This is a genomic window from Streptomyces sp. NPDC031474, assembly GCF_055581185.1.
On the sequence record NZ_JBVIJX010000014.1, the window covers coordinates 220,853 to 238,005 of the forward strand.

The window sequence follows — 17,153 nt, forward strand, 5'->3', positions numbered from 1 at the left end:
CGACCGGGCCCGTCGTCATTGGGTGGCCCGCGCGGGGGAGCGCGGGCCACCCGTAGATACGGAGACGGGGGTGACACCGTTCAACGGTTGGGAAATCGGTAAGAACTTGTGAGCCGTCTGTGAAGGCGGATCAGGTTTCAAACGTGTGGATCGTGGTCGTCCGGTATGTCTGCCCGGGGCGCAGCACCGTCGAGGGGAACGACGGCTGGTTCGGCGAGTCCGGGAAGTGCTGGGTTTCCAGACAGAGGGCGTCGCCCTGACGGTAGGCGCGGCCGCCGGTGCCGGTGAGGGTGCCGTCGAGGAAGTTGCCCGAGTAGAACTGCAGCCCCGGCTGGTCGGTGGCGATCTTCAGGGTGCGGCCGGAGCGCGGGTCGCGCAGGGTGGCCACGTGCACCGGCTCGGCGGTCACGCCCTTGTCCAGGACCCAGTTGTGGTCGTAGCCCTTGGCCCGGAGCTGCTGGACGTGGCCGGCCCGCAGGTCGCGGCCGATCGTCTTCGGCTCGCGGAAGTCGAAGGGGGTGCCCGCGACCTCGGCGAGTTCTCCCGTGGGGATCAGGCCCGCGTCGGTGGGGGTGTAGCGGGAGGCGGCGATCGTCAGCTCGTGGTCCTCGATCGTGCCGCTGCCCTCGCCGGCCAGGTTCCAGTAGACGTGGTTGGTGAGGTTGACGACGGTGGCCCTGTCCGTGGTGGCCTCGTAGTCGATGCGCCACTCGCCGCGCGCGGTGAGGGTGTACGTCACCTTCGCGTCAAGCGTGCCCGGGTAGCCCATCTCGCCGTCGGCGCTGGTGCGGTGCAGACACACGCCGACGTCGGAGCCCTCGGTGAACGGCTCCACGTCCCACACATGCCGGTCGTAGCCCTGGGCGCCGCCGTGCAGGCTGTTGGCGCCGTCGTTGACGTCGACCCGGTGGGCCTCGCCGTCCAGGGTGAACCCGCCCTCGCGGATCCGGTTGCCGTAGCGGCCGATCAGCGCGCCGAAGTACGGGGAGTTCGCGACGTACTCCTCGACGGTGTCGAAGCCGAGCGAGATGTTCGCGGGCCGGCCGCCCGCGTCGGGGACCTCCAGGGACTGCACGATCCCGCCGTAGGAGAGGACCTTCAGCCGGGTCCCGCCGTTCTCCAGTGCCCAGCTGTGGATCTCCGTGCCGTCGGCGAGCTTGCCGAAGAGCGTCTTCACGGGTTTCCGCCTCCCTCATGCTCATGCTCATGCGAAGGGCCCCGCCTTCCGGCGGGGCCCGATCCGGATCTACGAAACCTACGAGCCGGACTTGCGCTTGTTCCACACGTCGAAGCCGACGGCCGCGAGCAGGGCCAGGCCCTTGATGACCTGCTGCCAGTCGGTGCCGACGCTGAGGAGGTTCATGCCGTTGTTCAGCACACCGAGGACGAGACCACCGATGATCGCGCCGAGGACGGTGCCCACACCGCCGCTCATGGACGCGCCGCCGATGAACGACGAGGCGATCGCCTCGAGTTCGAAGCTGAGGCCCGCCTTCGGCGAGGCCGCGTTCAGACGGGCGGCGACCACGAGACCCGCCAGGGCCGCGAGCACGCCCATGTTCAGGAAGACGAGGAAGGTGACCTTCTTGTCCTTGACGCCCGACAGCTTCGCCGCCGGGAGGTTGCCGCCGATCGCGTAGATGTGCCGGCCGAAGACGGCGTTGCGCATGACGTAGCCGTAGCCGACGACCAGCGCGCCGAGGATGATCAGGATGATCGGCGCGCCCTTGTAGCTGGCGAGCAGCATCGTGACGGCGAGGACCGCGGCGGAGATGGCGACGAGCTTCAGCAGGAAGAGGTTCGTGGGCGCCACGTCCAGGGAGAACTCCTGCTGACGCTTGCGGTCGCGGACCTCCTGGAGGATCACGAACGCGAGCAGGACGAAGCCCAGCAGCAGCGTGAGGTTGTGGTAGTTGGTGTCCGGGCCGACCTCCGGCAGGAAGCCGTTGCCCATCTTCTGCAGACCGTCCGGGAACGGGCCGAGCGTCTGGCCCTTCAGGAACATCTCCGTCAGACCGCGGAAGATCAGCATGCCCGCGAGGGTGACGATGAAGGAGGGTATGCCGAGGTAGGCGATCAGGAAGCCCTGTGCGGCGCCGGCGGCCGCGCCGATCGCCAGGCACAGCACCAGCGCGAGCGGCCACGCCACACCGTGCTGCACGGTCAGTACGGCCGCGAAGGCGCCCGTGAACGCCGTCACCGAACCGACCGACAGGTCGATGTGGCCGGCGATGATCACCAGCATCATGCCGATCGCGAGGATCAGGATGTAGCTGTTCTGCAGGACCAGGTTGGAGACGTTGCGCGGCAGCAGCAGGTCGCCGCCGGTCCACACCTGGAACAGGATCACGAGCAGGCCGAGCGCGATCAGCATGCCGTACTGGCGCATGTTGCTGCGCAGGCCGTTCAGCACCAGCTGCAGCAGCCCGCCGCCGGAGGCGGAGCCTCCGCTCTTCTCCGGCGGCGCGGCCGCCGGGGTCTTGGTCACGTCCGTGCTCATCGCGTTACCTCTTTGTCCTTCGTCATCTGACGCATCAGCACTTCCTGCGTGGCCTCGGCCCGCGGGAACTCGCCCGTGAGCCGTCCGGCGGCCATGGTGTAGATGCGGTCGCACATGCCGAGCAGTTCGGGCAGCTCGGAGGAGATGAAGACGACCGCCTTGCCCTGGGCGGCCAGCTGGTCGATCACCGTGTAGATCTCGAACTTGGCGCCGACGTCGATACCGCGCGTCGGCTCGTCCAGGATCAGCACGTCGGGACCGGCGAAGATCCACTTGCTGAGGACGACCTTTTGCTGGTTGCCGCCGGACAGCTTGCCCACCGGCTCGAAGACGGTCGGCGCCTTGATGTTCATGGACTTGCGGTAGCCCTCGGCGACCTGCCGCTCCTCCTGCTCGTCGACCACGCCCCGCTTGGCGACCTTTTTCAGGGCGGTCAGCGAGATGTTGCGGTTGATCGTGTCGATGAGGTTCAGGCCGTAGTGCTTGCGGTCCTCGGTGACGTACGCGATCCCGTGGCCGATCGCCTCGGCGACCGTCTTCGTGCGGATCTCCTTGCCGTCCTTGAGGACCGTCCCGCCCGCGTGCCGGCCGTAGGTGCGCCCGAAGACGCTCATGGCGAGCTCGGTGCGGCCGGCGCCCATGAGGCCGGCGATGCCGACGATCTCCCCGCGGCGCACCTGGATCGACACGTCGTCGACCACCTTGCGCTGCTGGTCGATCGGGTGGTGCACGGTCCAGTCGCGGATCTCCAGGGCCGGGGCCGCGTCCTTCTCCGCCTCGTGCGGGGTGCGCTCGGGGAAGCGGTGGTCGAGGTCGCGGCCGACCATGCCGCTGATGATCCGGTCCTCGGTCGTCTCCGCCGACTTCACGTCGAGCGTCTCGATGGTGTGCCCGTCGCGGATGATCGTCACCGAGTCCGCGACCTTGCGGATCTCGTTGAGCTTGTGGGAGATGATGATCGAGGTGATGCCCTGCTTCTTCAACTCCAGGATGAGGTCCAGGAGTTTGCCGCTGTCCTCGTCGTTCAGGGCCGCCGTCGGCTCATCCAGGATGAGCAGCTTCACCTTCTTCGACAGGGCCTTGGCGATCTCCACGAGCTGCTGCTTGCCCACGCCGATGTCGGCGACGCGGGTCTCCGGGTGGTCGCTGAGACCGACCCGGCGCAGCAGCTCCGTGGCGTGCCGCAGGGTCTCCCGCCAGTCGATGAACCCGCCCTTGGCGTGCTCGTTGCCGAGGAAGATGTTCTCCGCCAGGGAGAGATACGGCGACAGCGCCAGCTCCTGGTGGATGATAACGATGCCGCGCTGCTCGCTCGCCCGGATGTCCTTGAACTGGACGACCTCTCCCTCGAAGAGGATGTCGCCTTCATAGGTTCCGTGCGGATGGACGCCGGAGAGCACCTTCATCAAGGTGGACTTCCCGGCGCCGTTCTCACCGCAGATGGCGTGGACCTCGCCCTGACGGACGGTCAGTGTGACGTCCGACAGCGCTTTGACGCCGGGAAAGGTCTTGACGATCGAGCGCATTTCCAGGACGGGTCCCGCCATGGTCGTGCCTTCCAATCCTTAAGGGTCGACTTACTTGAGCTGGTCCGCCGTGTAGTAGCCGCCCTGGATGAGTTCCTTCTCGTAGTTGGTCTTGTCGACGCCGACCGGCTGCAGCAGGAAGGCGGGGACGACCTTGGTGCCGTTGTCGTACGACTTGGTGTCGTTGATCTCGGGCTTCTTGCCGTTGAGGGAGGCGTCGACCATGTCCGTGGCGACCTGGGCGAGCTTGCGCAGGTCCTTGTAGACGGTCATCGACTGCTGGCCCGCGATGATCGACTTCACCGAGGCGAGCTCGGCGTCCTGGCCGGTGATGACCGGCAGCGGCTTGGCCGCGGTGCCGTAGCCGTCCGACTTCAGGGCGGCGATGATGCCGATGGAGATGCCGTCGTAGGGCGAGAGCACCGCGTCGACCCGGCCCTTGGTGTACGCCGAGGTGAGGTTGTCCTCCATGCGCTTCTGGGCGGTGGCGCCGTCCCAGCGCAGGGTGGTGACCTGGGTGAGCTTGGTCTGGCCGGACTTGACCACCAGCTTCTTGCTGTCGATGTACGGCTGGAGCACGCTCATCGCACCGTTGAAGAAGTACTTGGTGTTGTTGTCGTCGTTGGAGCCGGCGAAGAGCTCGATGTTGAACGGACCCTTGCCGCTCGCCAGGCCCAGCTTGTCGACGATGTACTGGCCCTGGAGCTTGCCGACCTTCTCGTTGTCGAAGGACGCGTAGTAGTCGACGTTCTTCGTGCCGAGGATCAGACGGTCGTAGGAGATGACCGGGATCTTGGCGTCGGCGGCCTGCTGGAGGACGTTGTTCAGGGACTTGTTGTCGATGGCGGCGACGATCAGCGCCTTGACGCCCTGGGTGATCAGGTTCTCGATCTGGGAGACCTGCTGGTCGGGGTCGTCCTCGCCGAAGACCAGCTTGGTCTTGTAGCCCTTGGCCTTCAGGTCCTTCTCGACGTTGGCGCCGTCGGTGATCCAGCGCTCGGAGGACTTGGTCGGCATCGAGATGCCGATGGTCCCGCCCTTGGTGTCGGCCGGCTTCTCGTCGCTGCCGCCCTCACCGGACTGCCCGCAGGCGGTCAGGGTCAGGGCGAGGGAGGCGGCTCCGGCTATGGCGGCGAGTGCGGCTCTGCGGTTACGCATGATCATCATCCTTGATGTGTGTGCAGGGGATCGGTCTCGCGGTGCCAAGGGCGCTCCCGGCGGTGACGCCGGGAAGACCGAGAAGAAGATGTGTGGGATTCTGGGTGCCTGTGGTGGCTTCTGTGAAGCGAGGTTTCCGGAACGTTATGACCGGGCGTCGAACCTGTTCAGTTCGCCCGGCAGACGAGAGCCGAGAGGCGCCATGTCGCCGTCCGCTCCGTGGCGCGCGAGCAGGTCGAGGGCGAGCCGTCCGCGCCGCACCCGTTCCCGGGCGGTGGAGAGCGTCAGATCCCGCATGTGGTGGCCGTACGGGTAGATCCCCGGGGCCTTGGACAGGCCGAACTTCAGGTAGATCGGTGCGCCGCGCCGGATCAGCTCGGCGACCTCGTACATCCGGATGTAACCGCCGAGATCGTCGGGGGCCTCGATGTACATGTCCATGGGGGCGGCCGACACCCGGCGGATCTCGGTGAGGTGATCCAGCGTGAGATCGCTGGGCACGTTGATCGAGTCGCCGCCGAGCCCCTCGTACACCGCGTACGAGGCCGGGTTGACGGGGCCGATGAGCGCCGACACCTTCAGTGTGGTGTCGGCCGGGATGATGCCGGCCTGGCGGGCGCGGTGCAGCGTCCACAGCACGCCCTCGTCGGCGACGAGAAGGCACTTGACGCCCAGCTCCGTGGCCCGGACGGCGTCTTCGACACACCCGGCGACGGCGTCGTGCCCGCGGGCTCTGAGGCCCCCGCCGCGCGAGTCGGTCCGGGTGGAGCCGCCGATGTCCCAGGTGCCGCGCGGCCCGGTGAACAGGCAGAGCTCGATGTCGCGCTCGCCGGTGGCCTCGACCATCTCGGTGATCTCGGCGTCGGAGAGCATCCACACGCCGCTGCCCTGGCTGATCCGGTGGATCGGCACGTCGAGGCGGGAGGCTTCCTTGAGGATGACGGCCAGCGCTTCGGGACCCTCGCACGAGGGAACCTCGGTGCGCCAGCGGCCGCCGCCCGGGAAACTGTGGGCGGAGGCGTCGGCGGGGTCGGGCGCGGGCGTGCCCAGGCCGAGCGTGGTGAGCGCCTGCTCACCGGGTCGACGGGGGGCCGTGGCGGAGGCGTCGGTCGTCACAAGCTGTCCTTCGTGTTCGATATTTCGGACGAGGTTCGCGGCTCAAGGCGTGCGGGGTGCGGGGTTGGGATGTACGCCGGTACGGGGGCCGTCAGGTCGCCCCCGTACCGGCGTACGGCTAGGGGTGACCTAAGGCCGGAGCAGCACCTTGCCCACCTTCGGATCGCCGGATCCCACCAGCTCGATGGCCTCGGAGAACGCGGCGAGCGGCAGCTCGTGGGTGACCAACGGAAGCGGATCCAGCAGACCGGCCCCGAACACCCGCACGGTGTGCGACCAGGCGTCGGGCGGCGCCCCGAAGACGGTGTGCACCTCCAGCTGCCGTACCACCAGGTCCGTCGGGTCGAGCCCGTCGGCGCCCGGCGCCGGGATCCCCGTGAGGACCAGACGTCCGCCGCGCCGCAGCAGCGAGGCGGCCGTGCGGGCGGCGGAGGCCGAACCCGCGGTCTCGATGACGACGTCGAAGTCGTCGGGGAGCTCCTCGTCCCGGGTGCGGAAGTCGGTCGCCCCGAACTGCCGGGAAAGCGTCTCCCGGTCCCTTCGGGTGCCCACCACCAGCAGCTCGGCCGGCGAGCCCGCCTTCAGGAACTGGACGGCGAACATGCCCAGGGTGCCGGTGCCGACCACGGCCACCTTCTCGCCGGGCAGCGCGCGCGCCTTGATCGCGGCGGCCGCGATGCAGGCGGCGGGCTCCAGGAGCGCGGCGGCCGTGAGGTCGGCGTCCTCGGGGAGCACATGCAGCAGCCGGGCCGGCAGGGTGAGGGTGGCTGCCATCGCCCCGGGCTGGGTGAAGCCCGTCTCCTCGTAGCCGTCCGTGCACAGCGTCGTCTCGCCCGCGTGGCAGCGGTCGCAGACCTGGCAGTTGCGGAAGCCCTCGCCCACCACCTTGCGGCCGACGAGCGACGCCGGGACCCCGGCGCCGACCGCCTCGACCGTCCCGGACCACTCGTGGCCGGGCGTCAGCGGGTAGCGGACGTACCCCTCGGGCCGGTTGCCCTGGTACACCTCGCGGTCGCTGCCGCAGATGCCGGTGGCGTGCACCCGCACCAGCGCCTCGCCGGGCTCCGGCTGCCGGGGCTCGTGCGGGACGAGCCGATGCTCGCCCGGCGCCTCGACGACGACGGCGGTGCTCACTTGCCTGCCTTGGGCTTGCGCTGCTCCCAGCCCTCGGCCCACAGGTCGAAGCGGGCCTGCTGCTGGGGGAACTCGGCGGCGGCGTCCACGTCCAGCTCGACGCCGAGGCCGGGCTTGTCGGAGAGGTGGAAGTAGCCGTCGATCACCTCGGGCGCGCCCTTGACGACCTTCTTGATCTCCGCGTCCGCGAAGTCGTTGAAGTGCTCGAGGATCTTGAAGTTCGGGGCGGTGAACCCGACCTGGAGGGAGGCCGCGGTCAGGACCGGGCCGCCGACGTTGTGCGGGGCGACGAGCATGTAGTGCGTCTCGGCGGTCGCCGCGAGCTTGCGCGTCTCCCAGATGCCGCCGATGTGGCCGACGTCCGGCTGGATGATGTCCACGGCCTGGCTCTCGAAGAGCTCGCGGAACTCGATGCGGTCGTGGATGCGCTCACCGGTGGCGACGGGGATGTCGACCTTGGCGGCGACCTTCTCCAGGGCCTTCAGGTTCTCCGGCGGGCAGGGCTCCTCCAGCCAGGCGGGCTTGAACGGCGCGAGCTCGTTCGCGAGCCGGACGGCGGTCGAGGGGGAGAAGCGGCCGTGCATCTCCAGCATCAGCTCGGCGTCCGGCCCGATGGCGTCGCGCACGGCCTCGATGAGGGAGACGGCGTACAGGGTCTGCGCGTGGTCCAGCTCGAAGTGGCCGGTGCCGAAGGGGTCGATCTTCAGCGCCTTGTAACCGCGCTCCATGACCCCCTGCGCGGCCTTGTGGTACGCCTCCGGCGTCCGCTCGGTGGTGTACCAGCCGTTGGCGTACGCCTTGACCTTGTCGGTGACCTTGCCGCCGAGCAGCTGCCAGACCGGCACTCCGAGGGCCTTGCCCTTGATGTCCCAGCAGGCCATCTCGACGACGGCGATGCCGGACATCACGATCTCGCCGGCGCGCCCGTAGTCGCCGTACTTCATCCGGCGGGTGAGGTCCTCGACAGCGAACGGGTCGGAGCCGAGAATGTGGTTGGCCTCGGCCTCCTTCAGGTAGCCGATCAGCGCGTCGGTGTGGCCCAGCATGCGGGTCTCGCCGACACCCGTGATGCCCTCGTCGGTGTGCACCAGGACGTAGGTCAGGTTGCGCCAGGGCGTCCCTACCACGTGAGTGCTGATTCCGGTGATGCGCACGGAAGTTACCCTTCGGCTGTTCGAGATTTCGTCACATGTTCGAAATGCTGGGCAGACAGTAAGTTTTGCGCGACGGGGGTGTCAATGGGTCGAACGTGTAACGGTTTCGACACTTTCGAGGGTCCTTGCGAAAGTCGAAGGGTCGGCTGTGTGTGACAGGTCACTCAAGTCGCCGCGCCGGTATGGCCGGTTTCCCACACAACTTTCACAGCCGGGCCTGGGAACGTGACCTTCCGGGAACTTAGTCTTCCCGCGTCATGGACTACTGCCACCCGTGCCGAAGGCACCTCAACGGCGCCCTCGCCTGCCCGGGGTGCGGCGCACCCGCTCAGCAGCTACGCGCGTATCCGCCCACCGCGTACGAGCCCGAGCCCGAGCCGTATGCGCCGGAACCGTACACGCAGGAGCCCGAGCCGTACCCGCGGGACGCGTCGGCGCACGAGGCGCCCGGCGGCCCGGACGGTCGCGGCGATCATGCCGACCACGACGACGGCGAGCGCGACGAGCGCGACGATCATGACGATCATGCAGTCGACGGCGCCGAGCCCCAGGGGCGCGCCGCGCGCCGCCGTGGGCAGGGCCGGGGCGCCCGGCGGAGCCCCGAAGGCACGGCTGCCGCATCGGACGCGAGCCGTCGCGACCGCAAGGCCTCGGCCCACCGTCGGCGCCGCAAGCGCGTGGTGCTGATCACCGCCGGCTTCGTCCTGGCGGCGGGCGGCCTGAGCCTGGCCGAACTCGGCGTGGACGCACCGGGGTTCTCCTCGCCCCACAACCCCGAGGTGGCCGGGGGAGAGTCGTCCGAGGTCGACGGGGAGGCGGGGAAGGTGCCGGAGCCGAGCACGTCCGCGCAGCCGCTGGACGACAGGACGGCCCCGGGCGCGGCCACGGCCTCCTCGTCCCCGAGCTCCTCCGCCTCCCCGTCGGCGTCGGAGTCCGCGAAGGACGGCAAAGCCACCCGGTCCCCGGACAAGGAAGCCCAGTCGGCCACCCTCCCGGCCTCCTCCGGATCGACGCCCCCGTCGGACCCGGACCCCGGCTCGAACCCCACACCGACCGCCGCCCCGACCAAGACCCCCCAACCATCGCCGACCGAAACATGCACCCGCTTCCTGTGGTGGTGCTCTTAACCCCCCACCCCGCATCGACCCCCACAGGGCCGCCACCCCACGTGGACTCCCCTCCCGGCCACCCCACCCCACGTCGGCCCCCACAGGGGTGCCGCCCCGCGTGGGCTCCCCCACCCCGGCCGCCCCGCCCCGCGTCGGCTCGCGCAGGGGTGCCGCTCCGCGTGGGCTCCGGTCGGCCGGCCCGCCCCGTGTCGGCTCCCCACCCCGGCCGCCCTCGCGTCGGCTCGCGCAGGGGTGCCGCTCCGCGTGGGCTCCGGTCGGCCGGCCCGCCCCGTGTCGGCTCCCCACCCCGGCCGCCCTCGCGTCGGCTCGCGCAGGGGTGCCGCTCCGCGTGGGCTCCGGTCGGCCGGCCCGCCTCGCGTCGGCTCCCCACCCCGGCCGCCCTCGCGTCGGCTCGCGCAGGGGTGCCGCTCCGCGTGGGCTCCGGTCGGCCGGCCCGCCCCGCGTCGGCTACGGTCCGGGCGGTCCGCTCCGCGTCGGCTCCCGCCACCCGCCCCGCGTCAGCTCCCCACCCCGGCCGCCCCCGCGTCGGCTCCCCCAGGGGTGCCGCCCCGCGTGGGCTCCGGTCGGGCGGTCTGCTCCGCGTGGGCTCCGGTCGGGCGGACCGCTTCGCGTCCGCTCCCGCCGGCCGACTCGCCCCGCGTCGGCTCCCGGCGGGCGGTCCGCTCCCCATCGGCCCCGATCGGGCGGGCCGCTCCGCGTCCGCTTGCGCTTCCGTCGGCCGGTCGGCTCTTGCCGGGCGGACCGCCCTGCGTCCGCTTCCGCAGGCCGGGCCGGCCCCCGCCGGACGGCCCGCTTCGCGTCCGCTCCCGCCCGGGGTGCCGTTTCCGCGTCGGCTCCCGGCGGGCGGTCCGCTCCCCGTCGGCTCCTGCCGGGCGGGCCGCCTCGCGCCCGCCCCCGTCGGGCGTCCTCAGGCGGGGCGTCGGGTGGACGCCGGCCCGGCTGGACGGCCGTCCAGGGCGGTGTGGGTGGTGTCCAGGGCGGTGTGGGGGATGTTCTGGCGGTGCGCACATTGTTCGGTGTGGACTGTTGTCGCGCGCGTTCCCGCTGGGCGGGGCGTCGTTGGGCCGTTGTTCGGGGTGGGTGGGCCGATCGGGCCTTCAGGGCTCTGACCAGGTAAGACGCACCATAGTTGTCATGCACGTTATGGAACCGTGACGACCTTCCGGTGCAGCCCTCTTGACCGCCATGAATTGTTAGCGCTCACAATGACCTCCGCTTCACCAGTCAGCGTCCGACGCGAACACGGGAGTTACGAGCGGTGTGCCCCTAGTGTCCCAACTCGCCTTCATTCCCCGTGCCGTTGGACTCACCGGAACCCCGGCGTGACGTCGGCGGCGCGGGATCATCCAGCCCCATCACAGGACTTACAGGCAGACCGGCGCCAAGGAGGTGCGGCCGTGACACACACTCAGCTTCGGCCGCCCACCATGGCCGACGTGGCACGCCAGGCCGGTGTGTCCCACCAGACCGTGTCCCGCGTGCTGGGGGACCACCCCAATGTGCGGGACGAGACGCGGGCCCGGGTGCTGCGTGCGATCGAGGAGATGGGCTATCGCCGCAACTCCTCCGCACGGGCCCTGGCGACCCGGCGTACCCGGACGTTGGGCGTGGTCGCCTCCGACACCACCCTCTACGGGCCGGCCAGCACCCTGTTCGCGCTCGAGGAAGCGGCCCGCGCCGAGGGCTATCTCGTCTCGACGGTCAGTCTGCGCAAACTGACCATGGAGAGCCTGTCCGAGGCGCTCGACCACCTCAGCGAGGGCGGGGTGGAAGGCGTGGTCGCCATCGCCCCGCAGCGGTCGGCGGTGGACGCCCTGGCCGAACTCCGCCACCCGTTCCCCGTGGTGATCGTGGGCAGCGGGCCGGGAGTGGACATCCCCGGCGTCAGCGTGGACCAGCACCTCGGCGGCCGGCTGGCCACCGGCCACCTGCTGGCCGCGGGCCACCGCACGGTCTGGCACCTCGCCGGGCCCGAGGACTGGCAGGAGGCGGCCGACCGGGCCGCCGGCTGGCGGGCGACCCTCGAAGCGGAGGGCGTCGAGCCGCCCATGCTGCTGCGGGGGGACTGGAGTCCGCTGTCGGGCTACCGGGCGGGCCAGGAACTGGCCGGCTGGGTGGGCCGGGGGCTGACCGCCGTCTTCGTCGCCAACGACCAGATGGCACTGGGGGTGTTGAGGGCCCTGCGGGAGGCGGGGGTCCGAACCCCCCAGGACGTCGCGGTGGTCGGCTTCGACGACATCCCGGAGTCGGAGTTCTTCGCCCCTCCGCTCACCACCGTCCGGCAGGACTTCGCGACGGTGGGCAAGCAAGGCATCGCACTGCTCCTGGAGCTGATCGAGGGCCGCCCGCCCGCCACCCCTTCCCGGATCGCGATCGAACCCCAACTCGTGGTGCGCGCCAGTACGTTCCCGTACGCCGCCCAGTCGGAGCGCGCACCCCTTTGACCCCATCGGTCGGACGCACCTGCCCAGCGGTGTGGCCGACATATCGAACGATGATCGACAGGCTGGACGCAGTATGGCCGGTCCCATCGAGTACCAGCAGGTCCGTCCCCGGGCCGGCTCTTCAAAGGAGAAGAACATGCTCAGCAGAAGAAACTTCCTCACCACGGCGGTCGGCGTGGCGGCCGCGGGCGGTCTGACGGCCTGCGCGAAGAAGGACGACAGCTCCACCGGCTCCACCTCCGCGGACGGCAGCAAGGCGATCACGCTCGGCTTCTCCCAGGTCGGTTCCGAGAGCGGCTGGCGCAGCGCCAACACCACCTCGGTGAAGGACGCGGCCAAGGCGGCGGGCTACAACCTCAAGTTCTCCGACGCCCAGCAGAAGCAGGAGAACCAGATCTCCGCGATCCGCAACTACATCGCGCAGAAGGTGGACGTGATCGCCTTCTCGCCGGTGGTCGTCACCGGCTGGGACGCGGTGCTCAAGGAGGCCAAGGCCGCGAAGATCCCGGTGGTCCTCACCGACCGCTCCGTGGAGACCTCCGACCAGTCCCTGTACGTCACGCTGGTCGGCTCCGACTTCACCGACGAGGGCCGTCGCGCCGCCAGGATCCTGGAGAAGGTCATCGCGAAGGCCGGGCTCAAGGCCCCGGTGAAGATCGCCCAGTTGGAGGGCACCACCGGTGCCGCCCCGGCGATCGAGCGCGCCAAGGGCTTCAAGGAGATCATGGACGCGGAGCACAAGGCCGACTGGAAGATCGTCGTCAGCCAGACCGGTGACTTCACCCGCGCCGGCGGCAAGCAGGTCATGGCGGCCTTCCTGCAGTCCAACCCGGACATCAACGTGCTCTTCGCGCACAACGACGACATGGCCATCGGCGCCATCCAGTCCATCGAGGCGGCCGGCAAGAAGCCCGGCAAGGACATCCTGATCGTCTCGATCGACGGCGTGAAGGACGGCTTCGTGGCCATGTCCGAGGGCAAGATCAACGCCATCGTCGAGTGCAACCCGCTCCTCGGCCCCCAGCTGATGGACACCGTGAAGAAGGTCAAGGACGGCCAGACGGTCGAGCGCTGGATCAAGACCAAGGAGGGCGACTTCATGCAGGACCAGGCCAAGGCCGCGCTCCCGAGCCGCAAGTACTGACCGACGCACCCACCGGCAGGGAGCCTCCGGCCGACCGAGTGCCCTCGGTCCCGGGGCTCCCTGCGGGCCTGAACCAATCTCAAGGAGCACTGCCATGGCAGAGCCGCGGCCCGTCCTGGAAATGGCGGGCATAGTCAAAGAATTTCCGGGGGTACGGGCTCTGTCGGACGTCGACTTCCGGCTCTTCCCCGGCGAGATCCACGCCCTGATGGGCGAGAACGGGGCGGGCAAGTCCACGCTCATCAAGGTGCTCACCGGCGTCTACTCCCTGGACGGCGGCACGATCACACTGGACGGCCGGTCCGTACGGATCGCCAGCCCGCTGCAGGCGCAGCAGGCCGGTATCAGCACCGTCTACCAGGAGGTCAACCTCTGTCCGAACCTGTCGGTGGCGGAGAACATCTTCATCGGGCGTGAACCCACCCGCATGGGCCGCATCCAGTGGAAGCAGCTGCGCCAACAGGCGGCGGAGCTGGTGGACCGCCTCGGACTCGACATCGACGTCAGCCTCCCGCTGTCCTCCTACCCGCTGGCCGTGCAGCAACTGGTCGCGATCGTCAGGTCGTTGGGCACCGGCGGCGCAGACGGCGACGGCGAGGGCCCGGCCACCAAGGTGCTGATCCTCGACGAGCCGACCTCCAGCCTCGACCGCGACGAGGTCCTCCAACTGTTCGCCCTGATGCGGCGGTTGAAGGACGAGGGCGTCGCGATCCTGTTCGTCTCGCACTTCCTCGACCAGATCTACGAGGTCTGCGACCGGATGACCGTCCTGCGCAACGGCACCCTCGTCGGCGAGCACATGGTGGCCGACCTCGACCAGGTCGGACTCGTCCAGCTCATGCTCGGCAAGGCCATGGGCCAGCTGGACGAGCTCCACGAACACCAGCTGCGTTCCGACGCGGGCGACACCCTGGTCCAGGCGGACGGCCTCGGCAGGACCGGCGGCATCGCCCCGTTCGACCTGGAGATCAGGAAGGGCGAGGTGATCGGGCTGGCCGGCCTCCTCGGCTCGGGCCGCACCGAACTCGCCCGGCTGCTCTTCGGCGCCGACCAGCCGGACAGCGGCAAGGTGACCATCGGCGGCAAGCAGGTCTCGATGAGCGCCCCGAACGACGCGATCGGCGCCGGCGTCGCGTTCTGCTCCGAGAACCGCAAGAGCGAGGGCCTGGTGCCCGATCTGACGGTGCGGGAGAACATCATCCTGGCCCTGCAGGCCTCGCGCGGCTGGACCCGGCCCATCCCGCTCGCCCAGCGCGACGAACTCGTCGCCAAGTACATCAAGGCGCTGGACATCCGCCCCGCCAACCCCGAGGCCAGGGTCGGCCAGCTCAGCGGCGGCAACCAGCAGAAGGTGCTGCTGGCCCGCTGGCTGATCACGAGTCCGAAGCTGCTGATCCTGGACGAGCCGACGCGCGGCATCGACATCGGCGCGAAGGCGGAGATCCAGAAGCTCGTCGTCTCCCTCTCCGAGGACGGCATGTCCGTCCTGTACATCGCGGCCGAGCTGGAGGAGGTACTCCGGCTCAGTCACACCATCGGAGTGCTGCGCGACCGCCGGCTGGTGGCGCAGATCGCCAACGGGCCGGAGATCACCACCAGCCGGATCCTGGAGACCATCGCGAGCGGAGAGCACCAGTGACCACGTCGTCGACCCCCTCTTCCCGATGGCGGGCGCTGACCCGCCACCACCTGTTCTGGCCGGTAGCGGTCCTCGTCCTCCTGCTGCTCGTCAACGTTCCCTTTACGCCCGACTTCTTCTCGATCAAGATGGCGGACGGCCACCTCTACGGCAGCCTCGTCTCGATCGTGCTGTTCGGCTCGCCCCTCATCCTGGTGGCGGTCGGCATGACCCTGGTGATCGCCACCGGCGGCATCGACCTCTCCGTGGGCGCCGTGGTCGCCATCACCGGAGCACTGGCCTGCTCGTACATCAGCGACCAGTCCGACCAGGGCGCCCTGTCCGGGGTGCTGCTCGCGATGGGCCTCGGGCTGCTGGCCGCGGTCGTCTGCGGCCTGTGGAACGGCTTCCTGGTGGCCCGGATGGGCATCCAGCCGATCATCGCCACCCTGATCATCATGGTCGCCGGCCGCGGTGTCGCCCAGCTGATCACCGACGGCCAGATCATCACCATCAACAGCGAGCCGTACAAGCTGATCGGCGGCGGCTACTGGCTGACGCTGCCGTTCTCGATCTTCGTGGTGGCCGCGGTCGTGGCCGTCACCGTGGCGCTGACCCGCCGCACGGCGCTCGGCCTGCTGGTCGAGGCGGTCGGCGGCAACGCCGAGGCCAGCCGGCTGGTCGGCATCAGGTCCCGGCGCATCAAGATCATGGTCTATATGTTCTGCGCCCTGTGCGCGGGCATCGCGGGCCTGATGATCAGCTCCAACACCTCGGCCGCCGACGGCAACAACGCCGGCCTGTGGATCGAACTCGACGCGATCCTCGCCGTGGTGATCGGCGGCACCTCACTTCTGGGCGGCCGGTTCTCCGTCGGCGGAACGGTGGTCGGCGCCCTCGTCATCCAGACCCTGACCACCACGATCTACACCATCGGCGTGCCGACCCAGACCAACCTGGTCTTCAAGGCCGCCGTCGTCATCGTGGTCTGTCTGCTGCAGTCCCCGAAGTTCCGCGACAAGGTCTTCGGCGCCAAGTTCGCCGCCAGGTTCGGCGCGAAGGCGGGCGCCAAGCCGGCCGAGGCCAAGGCGGACACCGCCGCGGCGACCGAGGCCGCCCCCAAGATGGAGGTGTCGTGATGACCACGACCACCCAGAGCCCCCCGGCCGCCCCGGACAGCCGTACCCCGTCCAAGGCCGCGCGGCTGCTCGGCGACCGGCGGCTGCCCGTCGCGGTGACGGCCCTGCTCTTCCTGCTGATGTACGTCGGCGGCCTGGCCCGGTACCAGTACTACGGTTTCGGCGAACCGCAGGTCTTCCTGAACCTGTTCATCGACAACGGCTATCTGCTGGTCGCCGCGGTCGGCGTCACCTTCGTCATCCTGTCCGGCGGCATCGACCTGTCCGTCGGCTCGATGATCGGCTTCACGACGATGTTCACGGCCTGGCTGGTGGAACGTCAGGGACTGCCGCTCGTGCTGGTCGTCCCGATGGCGCTGGCCGTGGGAGCCTTCGGCGGCTTCCTCATGGGCTATGTGATCCACAACTTCGAGATCCAGCCGTTCATCGTGACCCTCGCCGGCCTGTTCCTGTTCCGCGGCCTGTGCCTGGTCATCAGCAAGGAGTCGATCTCCATCAGCGACTCCACGGTGAGCAGCATGGCGACGGCGCAGGTGTCGCTGGGGATGGGATTCCTGTCGATCGGCGCGATCGTCTCGCTGGTGGTCCTCGCCGTGGCGTTCTACGTCCTGCACTACACCCGCTTCGGGCGCCGGGTGTACGCCATCGGCGGCAACGAGCAGTCGGCCATGCTGATGGGTCTCCCGCAGGGCGGCACGAAGATCGCCGTGTACACGGTGAGCGGGTTCTGCTCGGCGCTGGCCGGACTGCTCTTCACGCTGTACATCCAGTCCGGTGACCCGTTGCACGCGACCGGCATGGAGCTCGACGCGATCGCCGCGGTCGTCATCGGCGGCACGCTGCTGACGGGCGGCTCCGGCTATGTCCTGGGCACCCTGTTCGGCGTTCTCGTCCTGGGCCTGATCAAGAGCATCATCCAATTCGAGGGCACGCTCAGCTCCTGGTGGACGAAGATCGCCACCGGTGTGCTGCTGTGCGCGTTCATCCTGGTCCAGCGCTTCATGACGACCCGAAAGAAGACCTGAGCCGGAACCGACGCGCCCGGCCCGCGGCCTCTGCCACCGTCGACGCCCCGCGTCGGCTGCCCGGC

12 protein-coding genes and 1 pseudogene are annotated in these 17,153 nt (G+C 69.5%); 6 read left to right on the top strand and 7 right to left on the bottom strand.

From position 1 onward, the window contains the following. Positions 1-130: 130 nt before the first annotated feature. The 7 genes and pseudogenes from ACZ5SK_RS29615 to ACZ5SK_RS29645 form a co-directional block, all read right to left on the bottom strand. Positions 131-1,192, bottom strand: a pseudogene (locus ACZ5SK_RS29615) (aldose epimerase family protein); the annotation flags it as partial. Between the two features lie 63 nt (positions 1,193-1,255). Then, complete coding sequence (gene mmsB / locus ACZ5SK_RS29620; RefSeq protein WP_334580414.1) at positions 1,256-2,500, bottom strand: multiple monosaccharide ABC transporter permease; 1,245 nt, start codon at positions 2,498-2,500, stop codon at positions 1,256-1,258. Beyond that, on the bottom strand, positions 2,497-4,047 hold the full coding sequence (gene mmsA, locus ACZ5SK_RS29625; RefSeq protein WP_334580415.1) for a multiple monosaccharide ABC transporter ATP-binding protein: 1,551 nt from the start codon (positions 4,045-4,047) through the stop codon (positions 2,497-2,499). The genes mmsB and mmsA overlap by 4 nt, the downstream gene beginning before the upstream one ends. Before the next feature lie 30 nt (positions 4,048-4,077). Continuing rightward, positions 4,078-5,184, bottom strand: a complete 1,107-nt coding sequence (chvE, locus tag ACZ5SK_RS29630; RefSeq protein ID WP_334580417.1) for a multiple monosaccharide ABC transporter substrate-binding protein — start codon at positions 5,182-5,184, stop codon at positions 4,078-4,080. A gap of 144 nt (positions 5,185-5,328) precedes the next feature. Continuing rightward, the gene (locus ACZ5SK_RS29635) at positions 5,329-6,300 is read right to left on the bottom strand and encodes a hypothetical protein (protein ID WP_334580419.1); all 972 of its coding nucleotides are present in this window, start codon (positions 6,298-6,300) and stop codon (positions 5,329-5,331) included. Positions 6,301-6,429: 129 nt separating this feature from the next. Then, positions 6,430-7,434, bottom strand: coding sequence for a zinc-dependent alcohol dehydrogenase (locus ACZ5SK_RS29640; protein ID WP_334580420.1), 1,005 nt, complete (start codon positions 7,432-7,434; stop codon positions 6,430-6,432). Further along, a complete protein-coding gene (locus tag ACZ5SK_RS29645; RefSeq protein ID WP_334580421.1) occupies positions 7,431-8,588 on the bottom strand; it encodes a mandelate racemase/muconate lactonizing enzyme family protein in 1,158 nt (385 codons plus the stop codon). The genes ACZ5SK_RS29640 and ACZ5SK_RS29645 overlap by 4 nt, the downstream gene beginning before the upstream one ends. 257 nt (positions 8,589-8,845) lie before the next feature. Between ACZ5SK_RS29645 and ACZ5SK_RS29650 the strand changes: the two genes are divergently transcribed. From ACZ5SK_RS29650 to yjfF, 6 genes are all read left to right on the top strand, one after another. Further along, a complete protein-coding gene (locus ACZ5SK_RS29650) occupies positions 8,846-9,715 on the top strand; it encodes an SCO2400 family protein (protein WP_334580422.1) in 870 nt (289 codons plus the stop codon). A gap of 1,400 nt (positions 9,716-11,115) precedes the next feature. Then, positions 11,116-12,162 carry a LacI family DNA-binding transcriptional regulator gene (locus ACZ5SK_RS29655; protein ID WP_334580423.1) on the top strand — a complete coding sequence of 349 codons (1,047 nt, stop codon included), beginning with the start codon at positions 11,116-11,118 and terminating at the stop codon, positions 12,160-12,162. Between the two features lie 136 nt (positions 12,163-12,298). Next, on the top strand, positions 12,299-13,306 hold the full coding sequence (locus tag ACZ5SK_RS29660) for a substrate-binding domain-containing protein (RefSeq protein ID WP_334580424.1): 1,008 nt from the start codon (positions 12,299-12,301) through the stop codon (positions 13,304-13,306). Positions 13,307-13,400: 94 nt separating this feature from the next. Next, positions 13,401-14,945, top strand: coding sequence for a sugar ABC transporter ATP-binding protein (locus ACZ5SK_RS29665; RefSeq protein WP_334580425.1), 1,545 nt, complete (start codon positions 13,401-13,403; stop codon positions 14,943-14,945). Next, positions 14,942-16,063 carry an ABC transporter permease gene (locus tag ACZ5SK_RS29670; RefSeq protein WP_334580426.1) on the top strand — a complete coding sequence of 374 codons (1,122 nt, stop codon included), beginning with the start codon at positions 14,942-14,944 and terminating at the stop codon, positions 16,061-16,063. Before ACZ5SK_RS29665 ends, ACZ5SK_RS29670 begins: the two co-directional genes overlap by 4 nt. Continuing rightward, a complete protein-coding gene (gene yjfF / locus ACZ5SK_RS29675) occupies positions 16,063-17,088 on the top strand; it encodes a galactofuranose ABC transporter, permease protein YjfF (protein ID WP_079662588.1) in 1,026 nt (341 codons plus the stop codon). The genes ACZ5SK_RS29670 and yjfF overlap by 1 nt, the downstream gene beginning before the upstream one ends. Positions 17,089-17,153 lie beyond the last annotated feature (65 nt).